Below are 15,149 nucleotides of genomic sequence, written 5' to 3' on the forward strand. Positions count from 1 at the left end.
GGGCAGAGGAAGAGACAAAAATCTCGCCGTAAAGCGGATGGGGAAACCCCACCCGCCTGCGCGGTGGGGTAGTTCATCGAAGCAGAGCCCCCCATTCTGCTGGGAGCGGTAGCCGGCCTAGGTCAGGCCCACTATACTAAACTAACCATTGGCCTGGCCCGACCCATGTAAAGCAAGTAACGGAGAGGGCCGATACGTTTGCATGCCCACTGACATCCAGGATCCCCACCCATGACGGAAACAGCTGACCTTTGGCCACAGCTTTTGGGACAGTTGCTGGATCGGCAATCTCTGAGCGAAGCCCAAGCCGAACAGTTGATGAACGGCTGGCTGCAGAACCAAGTGCCGGATGTGGTGTCGGGGGCGATCCTGGCGGCTCTGCAAGCCAAGGGGGTCAGCGCCGGTGAACTGGCCGGAATGGCGCGGGTGCTGCAGCGGGCTTCGCTGGGATCCCCGCTGGACTTGCCCCTGTTGGTGGATACCTGCGGCACCGGCGGCGATGGAGCCGGCACGTTTAACATTTCTACAGCCGTGGCCTTTGTGGTCAGTGCAGCCGGGATCCCGGTGGTGAAGCACGGCAACCGTTCGGCCTCTGGCAAAGTCGGCTCGGCAGATGTGCTGGAGGCCCTGGGGGTGAACCTCAACGCCGAGCCAGAGCGGGTGCGGGCGGCGGTGGCGGAAGTGGGCATCACCTTTTTGTTTGCGCCTCACTGGCACCCGGCCATGCGGGCGGTGATCCCCTACCGGCGGGCCCTCAAAGTTCGCACCATTTTCAACCTGTTGGGGCCCTTGGTCAATCCTTTCTACCCCAACCGCCAGGTGATCGGGGTGTACGCGCCGGAGCTGGTGCCGGTGATGGCCGAGGCCCTGTGCCTGTTGGGACGGGAAGGAGCCGTGGTGTTGCACAGCCGGGAAGGTCTCGACGAGGCTGGGCTGGAGCGGGCCACGGATCTGGGCCTGCTCTCCCAGGGATCCCTGCGCACAGAAGTCTTGAACCCACGAGATTACGATCTCACACCTGCGCCCACCTCGGCTCTCCAGGGGGGAGACTTGGCGGAAAATGCCGCCATCCTCACCCGCGTCCTCCAGGGATCCGGAGCACCTGCCCAGCAGGATGTGGTGGCCCTCAATGCCGCTTTGGCTCTGCAGGTGGCGGGAGCTGTTCCCGATTGGGGATCCGGAATTGCCCGAGCGCGGGAGATCCTTGCCAGCGGCGCCGCCTGGGATCGCCTGCAAAAATTGGTCGATTTTCTGGCTTCCTAAAACTCCCGCCCTCGCCCAAAAGCCAACACCTCCTCCACCCCCAGGCGAGGCTTGCGGGGCAAGTTGCCCGGAGCTGGGTAGCCCACCGCCAGGAGCATCACCGGCACGTAGCGGTCGGCAATGCCGAACTCCCGCTTCACCCCTTCCGGGTCAAAGCCGATCATCGGCCCGCTCACTAACCCCTTCGCCTGCGCCGCGATCATCAAGGCCATGGCCGCCAGCGCCCCGGAGCGAATCGCCTCATCTCGCGCCAAAGCGGGATTGTTGGCGTAGGTGGCTTGGGCCATATTCACCCAGCCTTCCGCCCGATCAGGAGAGAGGATCCCGGCAGCAACGGCTCTCTGGACAAGTTCAGGCAGCTTCTCATGCCCCCGCAGATCCCCCAAGATGATAAACACCACCGCCGCATCCGCCACTTTCTGCTGGTTGTAGGCCAGGGACTTGAGGCGTTCTTTGTCCTCGGGATCGGCAACGGCAACGAACCGCCAGTGCTGGATGTTGAAGGAAGAGGGGGCTTCCGTAGCATAGGCAACCAGCTCTCGGATCTCCGCTTCCGATAGACGACGGCTGGGATCAAACCTGTCGGCGGAAATCCGCTCTTTCAGGGCGGCTAGGGCGTCCATAGGGATCCTCTGAGGTGTCGGTCAAAGGCTGCTGCCCCCAAAGGCGGAGGCAAGATTGGCAAATGCTATACATTCCGTGCTCAAACGGTCTGCCTTCTTTGTTATCTCCTTTTTTCGGGCCTGTGGCAACCGGGTGAGGCATGAGTTGGGCTTTGGCAGAGCAGGCGAGCGGGATCCCTGACGCAAAGGCAGGTATGATGGAGAAGTAACCCGGTCTGGTCTGGATCCTGGGGTTAAATGTTGGATTGGTGAGGTTGATGAGGAGAAGCAATCGGTGAACTTCGGTCGAGTGCTGACGGCCATGGTTACCCCCTTCACCGATGAGGGGGAGCTCAACTACGATGAGGCCGCTCGTTTGGCCGATTACTTAGTAACCCACGGCAGCGACGGCTTGGTGGTCTGTGGCACTACGGGCGAGTCTCCCACCCTGACTTGGCAAGAAGAGTACGAACTGTTCCGCGTGGTGCGAGATGCTGTGGCCGGTCGGGCCAAGGTGATCGCCGGGACTGGCTCCAACTCCACCCGCGAGGCCATCGAAGCCACCCGCAAGGCTGCCCAATTGGGCTTGGACGGCTCTCTGCAGGTGGTGCCCTACTACAACAAGCCTACCCAGCTCGGCCTTTACGAGCACTTCAAGGCCGTTGCCCAGGCCAGTGACCTGCCCATCATGCTCTACAACATTCCCGGACGGACGGGGGTGAGCCTGCAGCCGGAAACAGTGGCAAAATTGGCAGAATTGACAACGATTGTCGCCATCAAGGAAGCCAGTGGTACAATGGAAGTGGCTTCAGAAATTCGGCGGCTTACTCCCTCCCGTTTCGCTATTTATTCGGGAGACGACTCCCTGACCCTGCCGATTTTGTCTTTGGGAGGCAGTGGCGTGGTCAGTGTAGCCAGTCACCTGGTTGGGCCACAACTGCAGGAGTTGATTCAGAGCTACGCCAAAGGCCAGCACGACCAAGCTTTGGCCCACCACCTGCGTCTGTTTCCGTTGTTCAAGGTTTTATTTGTCGAGACCAACCCCGTTCCGGTCAAGGCAGCGCTGGAGATGCAAGGTTGGCGAGTGGGTCGGGCGCGTCTTCCCCTAGCGCCGCTGCAGCCCAGTTCTCGGCAAGTTTTGCGACAGGTGCTTGAAGAGATGGGCCTACTGGCTGAAGCGAAGGGATCCAAGCAAATGGCGACGAAAGTTTCATGATGGCACCTTGAGGTTTTGCTTCCGCTATGACCGGGGTTTGCAGGGAGTTCTTTTGTGGTGTTTGACCTGTGGGTAAGTAGCTTTTTCCCTGAAAAGCTCTTTCCCCCTTTGGGAAATGGATGAGTTGTGGCGGCTGAGTTCAGCTTTCACCCACAGCTGGGTCGGGGATGGCTTGCGCCAATTTCTGTTTTTGCTTTTTACTGTTGAGGATCTAAGTTCATATGCCAACATCACGTTCTTCGGTTGCTTCTCGTTCTGTGACTCCACAAACCACCTCTTCCGTGCAGATGATTCCACTGGGTGGCGAACGGGAGATCGGCAAAAACACCTGGGCCTTCCGCTACGAGGATGACATTATCCTCTTGGATGCCGGTTTGGCTTTTCCAGAGGAGGGTATGCACGGCGTGAATATCGTGCTGCCGGACATGACCTACATCAAGCAAAACCGTGACAAAGTGCGGGGGATGGTGGTTACCCACGGCCACGAAGATCACATCGGCGGGATCCCGTATCACCTACGAGAATTTGATATTCCGGTCATCTACGGCCCCCGATTGGCGCTGGCCTTGCTGGAGGAGAAACTGCGCGATGTGGGGCTATTGAACCGCACAGAATTGCGCCCCGTCGCCCCCCGCGAAATCGTTCCTTTGAGCAAGCACTTTTTTGCCGAATTCATCCGCAACACCCACTCTTTTGCCGATAGCTTTACGGTGGCTCTGCACACGCCGGTGGGTGTCATTATCCAGACCGGTGACTTCAAGATCGACCATACCCCGGTGGATGGGGAGCGCTTCGACCTGCAGCGGCTGGCCGAGCATGGGGAAAAGGGGGTGCTGTGTCTGATTAGCGACTCCACCAACGCCGAAGTGCCGGGGTTTACCCCTTCCGAGGCTTCTGTACTGCCTGGTCTCACCAAGGCGATTGCGGGAGCCAAGGGGCGGGTGATCATCACCACCTTTGCTTCTTCGGTACATCGCCTCAATTTGGTGTTGCAGATTGCCGAGCAGCAGGGCCGGGTGGTGTCTTTGCTGGGCCGCTCCATGTTGAACGTGGTGGCTCACGCGCGGCGCCTGGGCTACATCCGCTGCAAGGACGAAACGCTGCAGCCGATGCACGTGATCAACAGCCTGCCGGACGACAAAGTGATCATCCTTACCACCGGATCCCAGGGTGAACCGCTGGCTGCTCTGACCCGCATTGCCAATGGCGAGCACCCGCAGTTGCAGATCAAGCCGGGAGACACAGTGATCTGGTCGGCCAACCCGATCCCGGGCAACACGCTGGCAGTAACGCGGGTGATCGACAAGCTGATGGAGCTGGGGGCCAATGTCATCTACGGCAAGGACAAGGGGCTACACGTTTCTGGCCACGGCTGCCAGGAAGATCAAAAGCTGATGATCGCCCTCACCCGTCCCAAGTTCTTTGTCCCCACCCACGGGGAGTACCGCATGCTGGTCAAACATGCCGAAACGGCGATGAGCATGGGGATCCCGCGGGAAAACATCGTGATTATCGGCAACGGCGATGTGGTGGAGGTCAACCGTGAACGCATTGCTGTCACGGGCCGCGTCCCCTCTGGCCTGCAGATGATTGCCGCTTCCCACGATGGGGTGGTCATGGACGAGATGCTGCAGGAGCGCCAGCAAATGGCCAAAGATGGCATGGTGACGGTAGTGATCAGCTTGGATGGCAGCGGCCAGTTGCTCTGCACGCCGCAGGTGCAAAGTTTGGGCCTGGCGGGTGAGGGCAATTCTTTTAAAGGATCCGACCTAAAACCCCTGCTGGAGGACACCCTCAAGCAAGCTTGGCCGCGCTTTGCCTGCTCGCTGGAGCGGGGCAGGCTGGAGATCGACTGGGCCGGCCTCAAGGCAGAGGTGGAGCGGGTGGTGCGCCGCTTTGTCCGCGAACAACTGCCCGGCAAGCCGACGGTACTGGTTTTTGTCCAGTCGCCTGAAGAGGAGTCTGTGCCGGTCACCTCTCTGCCAGTTGGGGAAGCCCAGCCGGAACAGGAACGGCTGGCCCTGGGACGACGGCGGCGCTCCTCGGCGGCGGTGGCGGCTTCTTAAGACCGGCTTGCTGGGGTTTCCCAAGACTCCAGCGCCTCTTTCCTGCTACGGGAGAGGAGCGGGGATGTAGAGGCATCATCGGCGCGGCACCCTAGAGGGAGTGCGGATCTAGTGGCCAGGAGATTTCTGCTGTTGAGGGGAGGGATCCCACCTCGCTAAAGGGCGGGCAGCGGCGCTGGGGCGGGACGGGCTGCTGCAGGATCCTCAAGAAAGCCTCGGCCAGGTCGGCATATCCCCGGTCGTTGGGGTGAAAGCCATCGGCCAGCGGGCCGGGGAAGAAAGACTCGCGGCGGTAGGAGCGGGGATCGCAGAGGAGATCCACCACGGGGATCCCTTCTTGGCTCAAGGGGTTGATGGCCCGTTGGCTGAGGCCGACGGAGACCCAAGCCAGCAGTTGCCGCAGGCCCCTGGGCTGCTGCTGCCCCAGGGGGATCAGGGCAAAGTTGGGCAGGTTGGCCACCGCCAGGCGAGCTTGGGGAGCACGGGCCCGCACCGCCTGCAGCAGGGTTTGGTAGTCGGCGGCAAATTGTTGGATCTGGCGCTCAACAAAGGACAAGGGATCCTCGCCGCGCAGAGCCCGTTGGGCTGCCGCGAAGACAATAGCGTTGGTGTCGTTGCCGCCCACCCAGAGGGTGATCAGGGTGGCGTTGGGAGGGATGCGCGGCACTTGATCCTGGAGCAGGTTGGCCGGGATCCCTTCCCGCAGGGCTTGCATGGCTGGGCTGAGTACCGCTCCTGAGCGGCCCAAGTTAATTAGCTCCACCGGGCCGGGCAGCAGGCGGGCCAGGCGGGGGACATACCCCGTCCCATTGGGGCAGTCCAGCGGCTCTGAGCGCCGCGGGCGGGTGCCGGCAGCGTTGGCTGGACCATCGCAGGAGATGGAGGCGTTGAAGCCAACGGCATCACTGGCTCCCAGAGCAACGTAGCGGGTGAGGGCGGGCGGGCTGGGTATGAGAACAGCGGGGGGAGATCCAGAGGCTTCGGAACAAGCAGTTAGCCCCCACCCCAGCATCCCGATTGCCATAGAGAGCAGCAGCAACCGAACGGGTCTGGGGGCTTGCCTCTTTTGCCAAGTAGGGGAGCCCATGGGGTAGCTTTGCTGCAGAGGTGGGGGAAGCCCCCAGCCAAGCTAGCCGAAGATTGGCCAATTGGCGAGTATGGTGGGAGTATGGCGCTGCGTTTTTGCAAGTCCCGCACCTACCACGATCCCCTGCACGGTGCCATCAGCCTGGATGGCGGGGATCCGGTCGAGGCGCTGCTGATTCGCCTCATCGACACCCCGGCCTTCCAGCGCCTGCGCCGCGTCCGCCAGTTGGACACCGCTTTTTTTACCTTCCATGGCGCTGAGGGATCCCGCTTCACCCACTCGGTGGGAGTGCTGCAGGTTACGCGGCGCCTGTTTGACAAATTGGCCCGCCGCTACCCGGAGCTGCGCCCCTACCGCGCCGTTACCCTGGTTGCCGCTCTGCTGCACGACATTGGCCATGCCCCCTTTAGCCATGCCGGCGAGGAGATCTTCGGCTGCCGACACGAGGTCTGGACGGCCCGCATTGTGCGGGAGGATCCCCAGATAGCCACGCTGGTGGCGGAGTTTGACCCGCAACTGCCGGCCCAACTGGAGCAGGTGTGGCAGAAACAATTTCCCCTGCCGCTGGTGGGGCAGCTTATTGCCAGCCAACTGGACTGCGACCGCTTTGACTACCTGATGCGCGACAGCCTGCTCACCGGCGCCCAATACGGCCACCTGGATCTGGATCGCATCCTCACGGTGTTGGACTACGACCCGGAGACGGGATCCCTCTCCATTCCCGCCCGCAAAGGCCTGGGAGCCATCGAGCACTATCTGGTGGTGCGCTATTTCATGTACACCCAGGTGTACCAGCACCCCAAGAGCCTGTGTGCCCGCTTTATTTTGGAGCGGCTCTTCAAGCGGGCCCAGGTGCTCCTGCACCAGGGAAAGATCGAGCTGGATCCCATCTTGAGTGCCTGGTGTTGGGCGGCGCTGGCGGTGCAAAAGGGGGATCCCTTCGAACTGCCTTTGCCCCTCTATCTGGCCGCTGACGATGTGATGTTCAGCTACCCTTTTCGCTTTTGGGCCATGGCGGGGAAGGATCCCATCTTGGCCGATTTGGCGCGGCGCTATTTGGATCGGGATCTATTCAAGGCCCGCAACCTCAGCCGCCTGCCAGAAGAGCGACGCCAAGAGCTGGTGGCAACTCTAAGCCAGAAGATGCAGCGAGATGGCTTGGATCCAGAAAGCTATTTGGGAATTCGCTCGGCCCACGTCCAGGGCTACAGCTTCTACGACCAAGGGATCCAACTCAAAACCGAGGACGGCTACGTGGAAATTGCCCAGCTCTCGCCGCTGGTGCGATCCCTGGTGGAAACGCAAAGCCAGGTTTGGCTGATCTTCCCCCGCCCCTACAGCGATATCGTAGAGAGGGCTTTGTCTGCCTAGAGGATTGGCAGATCCCAGGGCTAGGGCATGGGCAAAATCGGTTCCTTATCTGAAAGAGGGAAGCAAGAGTGGAAATCCAGGAGATCCTGGCGATGGTGTTGGCGCTAACGGCCCTGGCGATTGCCTTGGTGGCGCTGCGGCTGGGGCAGGCGCTGTGGGCTTCCCCCTGGCTGCGGGATCCCTTGCCGGAGCAAGCGGCAGAGGTCGCAGCGGCCCTGGAGCGGCTGGCGGTGATCGTGCCTGCCTACAACGAGGCGGAAAACGTGGTGGGCTGCCTAAGCAGCATCCTGGACAGCACCGCCGCCCCGCTGCAGGTCTGGCTGGTGGACGACGGCTCCACCGATGCCACCTGGGAGCTGGCCCAGGCCCTGGCCGCCGAACGGCAAGATCCGCGGCTGCACCTGCTCCAAGGGGATCCCCGCCCCCAGGGTCAAACGTGGGTGGGCAAAAACTGGGCCTGTGCCCAGGCCGTTGCCGCCCTGGCCGCCCAGCCTGATCCCCCCGACTACCTGCTCTTTCTCGACTGCGACGTGCGGCTGGGATCCGCTGCCATTGAAGCAGCCCTAGGACAGTTGCTGGCAAGCGGCAGCGGCTTGGTGAGCGTAGGGCCTCAGTTGGTGTGCGGCTGTCTGGCCGAGTGGCTGGTGCAGCCCATCATGATGGTCATCTTGGCGACAGGCTACGACTTTGCCGCCGTCAACGATCCCAAGTGTCCCAAGGCCTTTGCCTTCGGGCCGTTCATGCTGTTTCGCCGCTCCGCCTACGAGCAAGTGGGCGGACACGCCGGCGTGGCCGATGTGGTCATCGAGGATGTGGCCTTGGCCCAGCGCATCAAAGCGGCCGGCCTGGGCTTGCAGATTTGCCTAGGGGGGCCGCGGGTGCGATGCCGCATGTACGCCAATGGAGCCGCCCTCTGGGAAGGGTGGACGAAAAACTGGTTCCTGGGCCTGGAGCGCAACTGGGCCCTCGCCGTGTTGGCGATGGTCACTGTCTTGGGCATCTGCAGCCTGCCCTGGCTGGGGTTGATCCTGGCTGTGGCTACCGGATCCCCGCAGGTCTTGGCGGCCAGCCTGGCCGGGATCCTAGGCCAAGGGGTCATCCGCCTGCTTCTATGGCGTTGGGCCCACCTGCCGCTGCGTTACTGGTGGCTGACGGCGGTGGGAGGCTGGGTGACGGCAGCCATCATCTTGGCTTCTGCCATCCGCACCACCAGCGGGCGCAACTGGACTTGGCGGGGCCGTCCCCTGGGGTCAAACTAGCCTGGATCCTCTGAAATCTGTTGGGAACATGGTCTAATGGGGGATGTTCGGGGAGCATCCCAAAATAAACAAGCGGCGTTGACAAGGTGTTTACAAAGGTGGGATAGCACCATGCAGGCTTTGGTCATCGGCTCCGGGGGACGGGAACACGCTCTGGCCTGGAAGCTGCTGCAGTCTCCCCAGGTTACACGAGTCTACTGTGCCCCCGGCAACGGCGGCACGCAGCAGATGCCCCGCTGTCAGTCTGTGGCTTTGGCGGCCACCGACATCGAGGGACTGGTGCGATTTGCTACCGTGCAAGGGATCCGCCTGACGGTGGTGGGGCCGGAACTGCCCTTGGTGGCGGGAATTGTGGACGCCTTTCAGGCAGCGGGGCTGCCCATTTTCGGCCCCAGTCGCGCCGCCGCCCAACTGGAGGGAAGCAAGCTCTGGGCCAAGCAACTGATGCAGGAAGCGGGGATCCCTACGGCTCCGGCTGTGGGCTTTGCCGACTTGTCCGAGGCGCTGGCCTACCTGGATGCAAGGACTGCGTCAGGCAAAGGCAGCTATCCGGTGGTGATCAAAAAAGATGGGCTGGCCGCCGGCAAGGGGGTGACCGTTGCCCATAGCCGGGAAGAAGCCGTGCAGGCTCTGGAGGCGGCCCTGGCCAAGCCGGGCGAGCAGGTGCTGATCGAGGAGTTTCTCGCCGGCCAAGAGGTGTCGGTGCTGGCCCTGACGGATGGCCAGATCTGCCTGCCGCTGCTGCCCGCCCAAGACTACAAGCGCCTTGGCGATGGCGATACCGGCCCCAACACCGGCGGCATGGGGGCCCACGCTCCGGCAGACTACTTGGTAACCCCAGAACTGTTGGCCCGCATCCAAGCCCAAGTGCTGGATCCCACCCTGCAGGCTCTGCAGCGGCGGGGCATCCGCTACCAGGGGGTGATCTACGCCGGCCTGATGATCACGCCCAATGGGGATCCCTATGTGTTGGAGTACAACTGCCGCTTCGGGGATCCCGAAGCCCAGGTGATCCTGCCCCTGCTGGAAAACCCTCTGGACGAGGTGCTGCTGGCCTGCATCGAGGGACGGCTGGCCGAGGTGCAACTGAAGTGGAAACCCGGCTACGCCGCCTGCGTGGTCATGGCCGCCTCCGGCTACCCTGACAGCTACGAGCGAGGGATCCCCATTGCCGGCCTGGAGGCCGCCGCCGCCACCGGGGCCCTGGTGTTCCATGCCGGCACTCGCCAGGTGGGCAAGCAGCTTCTCAGCGACGGCGGGCGTGTCCTCTGTCTTACCGGCCAAGGGGCAACTCTAGCAGAAGCGCTGCGCCAAGCCTATGCCGCTGTGGAGCAGGTGCAGTTCCCCAAAGCCCACTACCGCTCCGACATCGGCAGCCGCGCCCTCGGGCCTGCCGTCCGGCGAGGTGCGCTGCCCGCCCAGTAACCCCCTCAGCTTCCTAGGCAGAAGTAGGGCCCCAGAGAGGTCGCTTCTCCGGGGCCCCTAAAGCAGTTTTTAAAAAAGCTTTGATGCTTAAACCCTAGCTCCTCTGGTAACGAGACTGCAATGATAGTATCAAAACCTCAACTTTACTTTAAGCTCCTCAACAATAACCCTCTGCTTTGCCCGAGCACGGAGATCGCCCCGTCGGCGCTCTCTCCTGCAACGATCTGGCCCTCTCTTATCCAAGAGGGATCCCGCATCAAGTGGCTGGGGTCATTCCAGTGGCAGAAGGGGTAGTTGCCTGCAGCGGCCCAAAGCACTGGAGAATCGTCTCGCCTAAGTGCATTCAAACAACTGAGCTTAACTATCTGCTCACTGGCAGCTCCAGGCCAAACTCTTGCAGAGCAGGCAAGAAGTTTTTGTTTTCGTGATGGGATCGGCTTAATTTTACTAAGGCAAATCTCTGGATATCTTGTAAGCTTCTCCAGAAATCGGGAGTGAGCTGGATCCCTATGTCTTGAGCTTTCTGTTGAACGGACATCGGGATCTAATCTGGGTTTTGCCGTTCCGGCTGCGGGTCAATGGAAATCTCTTGCACTTCTTCAGCTCATAGGAATGCATCGCAAAGAATCGGCAAAATCTTGCTCAAATTGAAACAGAACCATGGGCATCTCCGCGAGGATACAAACTCTGGAGTTGAGAGCACTTCCTGGCCGGTGGGTTGGCCTTTTGGAGAGCAACAGCGCAGGCTTTCAGTTCCGGCTGGCCTGAGTCTGGACAACTGATGTCGTGGGTAAGGACGTTGCACTCGGCTTGTTCTGCCCAAAGGGATCCCCACTGCATGAGCACAAATACAGTTCCGGCGGCAATGTTGGCAGTTACTTAAGCTGGGAAATAGGCCTGTCCCCGGGCAGAACGCACTTGAACCCAATCGCCATCTTGGATGCCCAGCTTTTCAGCATCGTGAGGATGGATCTCGATAAAAGGCTGGGGGTGCATTTGCCTAATTTTTTCAATTCTGCCGGTGCGGGTTTAGGTGTGCCAATGGCCGTATAGCCTGCCCGTGGTTAACACGTAGGGAAACCGGGGATCCGGCGGCTCCGCCAAGCTACGGGAATGATGGGGGATAAAGCGAGCGCGACCGTCGGAGATAGGAAAACGCTAGTCTGTATAGAGGCGGGCGGAATTGGGAGGAGTTCTTCCTTTGGGATAGGGCCATTGCTGAGGGCTTTGTTCTGCCAAAAGGGCATGGCTAAGGCCAGAGTGATCGCAGAGGCAGTTGGCGGTGAGGGCGGCAAATTCGGCATAAAGGTAGCCAGTTCTACCGCGTTTTGGAATCCCCAGGCTTTATCGGGTTAGAGATTCTTTAACTGAGATTGGAGAGAGAACGAATGCTGTGCTACTTGCGGGTGCTGTGGCTGTTTTGGAGCACTTCTGTAGCGGCAGAAATGGAGTACCGCGCCAATTTCTTCTTTGCCAGCCTCAGCAGCGTGGGTGGCCTGGGGTCAGCTCTGTTTGGGCTTTCACTGTTCTATCAGCAGGGGCACCGCCTGGGGGGTTGGAGCTGGCCGGAGGCGCTCATCGTCTTGGGCATGTTCACCATCTTGCAGGGGGTGTCGGCCAGCCTCTTTAACGTCAACTTAAACCGCATCGTGCAGCAGGTGCAGGAGGGCACTCTGGATTTTGTTTTGCTCAAGCCCATTAGTAGCCAGTTTTGGCTGTCAACCCGGGTGTTCTCTCCCTGGGGCCTGGTGGATATCGGCTTTGGCCTGGTGCTGATTCTCTACGCCGGGATCCAGTTGCGGCTGCCGGCCTGGGCCTATGTTTTGGGTCTGGTGCCCCTGCTCCTGGGATTGGTCATCCTCTACAGCCTCTGGTTTATGCTGGGGGCCACCAGCATCTGGTTTGTCAAGATCTACAACGTCACCGAGGTGCTGCGGGGCTTGGTAGAGGCGGGGCGCTTCCCCCTGGTGGCCTATCCGGTGGCCTATCGGCTGTTTTTTACCTTCGTTGTGCCGGTGGCTTTCTTGACCACAGTGCCGGCAGAAACCCTGTTGGGACGAGCCCAGTGGCCGTGGCTTGTGGGATCCGCCCTGCTGGCGGCGGGGCTGTTGGTCGGATCCCATCTGTTCTGGCGCTTTGCCTTGCGCTTTTACACCAGCGCCTCTAGCTAAAATCTCCGTCCAAACATCTCCATCCTAAGCATCCAAGCAGCGAGGATGGGAGTAATTGCTACAGAAGCGCCCCATGCGCCGCCCCAGAGTTGGATCTTCTCCTCAAGGGAAGGGCAAAAATAGGTTCCCACCCTGGGAATAGGATCCCTCAGGCTCATTTTTTTAGGGGCAAAAGCAATTCTCGCTGCAGCGATCTGTAGCTACCTATTTGGTGGCGCAGAGGGATAGTTTTCTTGTTTTAGGGAGCATTTTCCATGCGCAAGCGCCTGCAATGTGTGGCCGTATCTGTGGCAGCCGGTAGCCTAGCTCTGCTGGGCTGCAGCAACAGCAATCCTTCTCCGATGGCGATGATCCCCTCCCAAGCGGATTTGGTGGCCCTGGGCAGCGGCAATCGCCTCACCTTCATCCGCTCTGCCGATGCCTCTGTGCAGGGATCCCTGACGGTGACGGGGGTGAGCGGCAGTTTGATCGGTATCGATGTCCGTCCTGCCAATCGCCTGCTCTACGGCCTCACCGACGCCAACATCCTCTACACCATCAACTTGCAAACTGGCGCCGCCAGCGTGGCCAGTACCCTGTCGGTTCCCTTTACGGCGGGCACGCTGTCCGGTATGGACTTCAACCCCGTCCCGGATCGCCTGCGCCTGGTGGGAGCCAACGGCCAGAACTTCCGCATCAATGTCGACACGGGCGAAGTGATCCAAGATAGACCTTTGGCCTTTGGCCCGATGGAGCTGCAGGGATCCCGCCCGGCTGTTACCGCTGCCGCCTACACCAACAACGTGGCCGGCGCCCAATCCACACGGCTGCTGAACATCGACGGCGAGCGCAACCTGCTGCTATTTCAGAACCCGCCCAACGACGGGGTGCAAATGCCGATTGGCCCCCTGGGCGTGAACTTCGGCCCGGTGGGCGGGTTTGACATCCGTACGGTCGGCGGGGTGGATACCGGCTTTGCCATCGGCGGCTCCACCCTGTATCGAATTGACCTGAATACAGGTCGCGCCACCTCTGTGGGCACGCTGCCGGGTGGGCCGTTCTTCGGCTTGGCTGCCCTCTAGATCGGCCAGGTTGTTACAGTTCCAATCATCTTTCTTGCCAATTGTTGCTCTTTTGTTTCGGCCCGATTCCAGCTCGGGATTGGGCCTTCTGCACTTCTTCAAGTAGGGTTGATCTCCATCTATGCAGGCGATAGACTATGGGAGCCGCTGTCCTTTCTGGCTTGCCTTAGGCAAAGCCTGCTTTTCCCCGAGTGCTTTCTCGTCGCCGTTTTATTTTTTCCTTCCCCCCATGAAGATCGAGGATGACAAAGCCAAGGGATCCCTGCAGGAGAGAAGCGATGCGGAGGTATTTTCAGCCCTCAAGGCAGGCCAATCCCAAGCTTTGGCCATCCTCTACGACCGGCACGCCGGTTTGGTGTACGGAATTGCCTGCAAGATGCTGGGCAACTCTGCCGAGGCCGAAGATCTGACGCAGGACATTTTTCTGAGTTTGGCCCGTTCTTCCTTCGATCCCAAGCGGGGATCCCTGCGCACTTACCTAGGCATTTTGGCCCGCTCCCGCTGCTTGGATCGGCTGCGCTCCTGGCGCAATCGACAGCGATCCCTGGAACGGGGCAGAGTGGAATTACTGGGCGATGCTGCCGAGGATCCGGCTCTGGAGCAGTTGGCCCGCGCCGAACAGGCAGTGGAGGTGCAAACGGCCTTGGCCGAGCTCTCTGAACATCAACGCCAAATCCTCAAAATGGCCTATTACGAAGGCATGAGCCAGACAGAAATTGCCAAGCAATTGGATCTGCCTTTGGGAACGGTTAAAGCCAGAGCCCGCCGAGGCTTGCTGCGGCTGCGCGAGTTGCTGGGAGGCGCCCCATGAAAGCCGAGTCTGTGTCTCCCGAAGAACTGCAACTGTGGCTGGCCGGCTACGTGCTGGGGGATCTCTCCCCGGAAGAGGCCGACCGCCTGGAAGTGGTGCTCAAGCTGCGCCCGGAGCTACAGCAGGAGCTGCAAGCTCTGCAACAGACCCTGGAGAGGGCCTACGGCGTCGAAGAAAAGCAACCTCCCCCCAGCTTGCGGGCTTCTCTGCTGCAAGCCTACACAGAGCCGGCGCCCAAACCCCTCCCCACTTCCGGCTCGGCCATTCAGGGATCCCCCCGCTGGCAGCGGGGCCTGGCGGCACTGGCAGTGGGGTTAATGGTCGCCCTAGGACTGGGGAACCTGTACCTGTGGCGCAGGCTGCAACTGGCCCAGACTCAAGGGATCCCGGTCGAGGTGTTGACTTATGAATTGCAGCCGACGGCGGAAAACGTGACTGGCTCGGTTACGGTGGAGGTGGATCCGCGAGGCCTGCAAGGGAAGCTAGTGGCCCGTGGTTTGCCACCATTGCCAGAAGGCCGCGTCTATGCGCTCTGGGTGGTGCTGGAACCGGAAGCCCCCTTCACCAAAGATGAGGCGGGGGCGATCCTCACTGCCGCTTTCCGGGTGGATGCGGCGGGAAATCAAGAACAGGAGCTGCGCCTACCGCCAGTGTTTGCATCCACAGAATGGGTGCGGGCGGTGGCCATTACTGAGGAAGACGGCAGCCGGCCCCAAGAGCACCAGGGATCCCCTCTGTGGATTTCCGGCTAGTCGGAGCAGGGGCCAACCAACATAGGTCTGTCCCAGGGCATGGCCGTGCTCACCTGTCCAGGAGC

The 15,149-nt window shown here is 60.9% G+C and carries 13 protein-coding genes and 1 pseudogene; 10 read left to right on the top strand and 4 right to left on the bottom strand.

The window, feature by feature from the left end; translation table 11 throughout:
• Nucleotides 1–231 precede the first annotated feature (231 nt).
• The gene (gene trpD, locus NW858_RS05095) at nucleotides 232–1,263 is read left to right on the top strand and encodes an anthranilate phosphoribosyltransferase (RefSeq protein ID WP_414335480.1); all 1,032 of its coding nucleotides are present in this window, start codon (nucleotides 232–234) and stop codon (nucleotides 1,261–1,263) included.
• On the opposite strand, the gene NW858_RS05100 is transcribed toward trpD, so the two are convergent.
• On the bottom strand, nucleotides 1,260–1,886 hold the full coding sequence (locus tag NW858_RS05100; RefSeq protein ID WP_414335478.1) for a nitroreductase family protein: 627 nt from the start codon (nucleotides 1,884–1,886) through the stop codon (nucleotides 1,260–1,262). The two genes, trpD and NW858_RS05100, sit on opposite strands and share 4 nt — an antisense overlap.
• Before the next feature lie 274 nt (nucleotides 1,887–2,160).
• On the opposite strand from NW858_RS05100, the gene dapA reads away from it, so the two are divergent.
• Nucleotides 2,161–3,081: a 4-hydroxy-tetrahydrodipicolinate synthase gene (gene dapA, locus NW858_RS05105; protein WP_414335476.1), complete on the top strand. Its 921-nt coding sequence runs from the start codon at nucleotides 2,161–2,163 to the stop codon at nucleotides 3,079–3,081.
• Between the two features lie 221 nt (nucleotides 3,082–3,302).
• On the top strand, nucleotides 3,303–5,147 hold the full coding sequence (locus NW858_RS05110) for a ribonuclease J (RefSeq protein ID WP_414520042.1): 1,845 nt from the start codon (nucleotides 3,303–3,305) through the stop codon (nucleotides 5,145–5,147).
• Between the two features lie 91 nt (nucleotides 5,148–5,238).
• Here the strand turns inward: NW858_RS05110 and NW858_RS05115 are convergent, their stop codons facing one another.
• Nucleotides 5,239–6,171: an SGNH/GDSL hydrolase family protein gene (locus NW858_RS05115; protein ID WP_414520043.1), complete on the bottom strand. Its 933-nt coding sequence runs from the start codon at nucleotides 6,169–6,171 to the stop codon at nucleotides 5,239–5,241.
• Between the two features lie 144 nt (nucleotides 6,172–6,315).
• On the opposite strand from NW858_RS05115, the gene NW858_RS05120 reads away from it, so the two are divergent.
• The 3 genes from NW858_RS05120 (at nucleotide 6,316) to purD (ending at nucleotide 10,289) form a co-directional block, all read left to right on the top strand.
• A complete protein-coding gene (locus tag NW858_RS05120; RefSeq protein WP_414520044.1) occupies nucleotides 6,316–7,605 on the top strand; it encodes an HD domain-containing protein in 1,290 nt (429 codons plus the stop codon).
• Nucleotides 7,606–7,697: 92 nt separating this feature from the next.
• Entirely contained in the window at nucleotides 7,698–8,864 is a 1,167-nt protein-coding gene (locus NW858_RS05125; protein WP_414520045.1) for a glycosyltransferase, read from the top strand.
• Nucleotides 8,865–8,975: 111 nt separating this feature from the next.
• The gene (gene purD / locus NW858_RS05130; protein WP_414335468.1) at nucleotides 8,976–10,289 is read left to right on the top strand and encodes a phosphoribosylamine--glycine ligase; all 1,314 of its coding nucleotides are present in this window, start codon (nucleotides 8,976–8,978) and stop codon (nucleotides 10,287–10,289) included.
• Nucleotides 10,290–10,650: 361 nt separating this feature from the next.
• On the opposite strand, the gene NW858_RS05135 is transcribed toward purD, so the two are convergent.
• On the bottom strand, nucleotides 10,651–10,827 hold the full coding sequence (locus tag NW858_RS05135) for a nitrate reductase associated protein (protein ID WP_414520046.1): 177 nt from the start codon (nucleotides 10,825–10,827) through the stop codon (nucleotides 10,651–10,653).
• Between the two features lie 104 nt (nucleotides 10,828–10,931).
• A pseudogene (locus NW858_RS05140) lies at nucleotides 10,932–11,306 on the bottom strand (molybdopterin dinucleotide binding domain-containing protein); the annotation flags it as partial.
• Nucleotides 11,307–11,677: 371 nt separating this feature from the next.
• Here NW858_RS05140 and NW858_RS05145 point away from each other — a divergent pair.
• The 4 genes from NW858_RS05145 (at nucleotide 11,678) to NW858_RS05160 (ending at nucleotide 15,084) form a co-directional block, all read left to right on the top strand.
• Nucleotides 11,678–12,460, top strand: coding sequence for an ABC transporter permease (locus NW858_RS05145; RefSeq protein WP_414427057.1), 783 nt, complete (start codon nucleotides 11,678–11,680; stop codon nucleotides 12,458–12,460).
• Nucleotides 12,461–12,714: 254 nt separating this feature from the next.
• The gene (locus NW858_RS05150) at nucleotides 12,715–13,521 is read left to right on the top strand and encodes a DUF4394 domain-containing protein (RefSeq protein ID WP_414347056.1); all 807 of its coding nucleotides are present in this window, start codon (nucleotides 12,715–12,717) and stop codon (nucleotides 13,519–13,521) included.
• Nucleotides 13,522–13,750: 229 nt separating this feature from the next.
• Entirely contained in the window at nucleotides 13,751–14,332 is a 582-nt protein-coding gene (locus NW858_RS05155) for a sigma-70 family RNA polymerase sigma factor (protein WP_414347057.1), read from the top strand.
• Nucleotides 14,329–15,084 carry an anti-sigma factor domain-containing protein gene (locus tag NW858_RS05160; protein ID WP_414520047.1) on the top strand — a complete coding sequence of 252 codons (756 nt, stop codon included), beginning with the start codon at nucleotides 14,329–14,331 and terminating at the stop codon, nucleotides 15,082–15,084. Before NW858_RS05155 ends, NW858_RS05160 begins: the two co-directional genes overlap by 4 nt.
• Nucleotides 15,085–15,149: the final 65 nt, after the last annotated feature.

The organism is Synechococcus sp. H55.10, assembly GCF_047502715.1.
In the GTDB taxonomy this organism is placed as follows: Bacteria; Cyanobacteriota; Cyanobacteriia; order Thermostichales; family Thermostichaceae; genus Thermostichus.

Coding starts and splice junctions, on each gene's coding strand:
- NW858_RS05160 (WP_414520047.1), top strand. CDS start 14,329: ATGAAAGCCGAGTCTGTGTCTCCCGAAGAACTGCAACTGTGGCTGGCC.
- NW858_RS05115 (WP_414520043.1), bottom strand. CDS start 6,171: ATGGCAATCGGGATGCTGGGGTGGGGGCTAACTGCTTGTTCCGAAGCC.
- NW858_RS05155 (WP_414347057.1), top strand. CDS start 13,751: ATGAAGATCGAGGATGACAAAGCCAAGGGATCCCTGCAGGAGAGAAGC.
- NW858_RS05145 (WP_414427057.1), top strand. CDS start 11,678: ATGCTGTGCTACTTGCGGGTGCTGTGGCTGTTTTGGAGCACTTCTGTA.
- NW858_RS05150 (WP_414347056.1), top strand. CDS start 12,715: ATGCGCAAGCGCCTGCAATGTGTGGCCGTATCTGTGGCAGCCGGTAGC.
- NW858_RS05110 (WP_414520042.1), top strand. CDS start 3,303: ATGCCAACATCACGTTCTTCGGTTGCTTCTCGTTCTGTGACTCCACAA.
- NW858_RS05135 (WP_414520046.1), bottom strand. CDS start 10,827: ATGTCCGTTCAACAGAAAGCTCAAGACATAGGGATCCAGCTCACTCCC.
- NW858_RS05120 (WP_414520044.1), top strand. CDS start 6,316: ATGGCGCTGCGTTTTTGCAAGTCCCGCACCTACCACGATCCCCTGCAC.
- purD (WP_414335468.1), top strand. CDS start 8,976: ATGCAGGCTTTGGTCATCGGCTCCGGGGGACGGGAACACGCTCTGGCC.
- trpD (WP_414335480.1), top strand. CDS start 232: ATGACGGAAACAGCTGACCTTTGGCCACAGCTTTTGGGACAGTTGCTG.
- NW858_RS05125 (WP_414520045.1), top strand. CDS start 7,698: ATGGTGTTGGCGCTAACGGCCCTGGCGATTGCCTTGGTGGCGCTGCGG.
- NW858_RS05100 (WP_414335478.1), bottom strand. CDS start 1,886: ATGGACGCCCTAGCCGCCCTGAAAGAGCGGATTTCCGCCGACAGGTTT.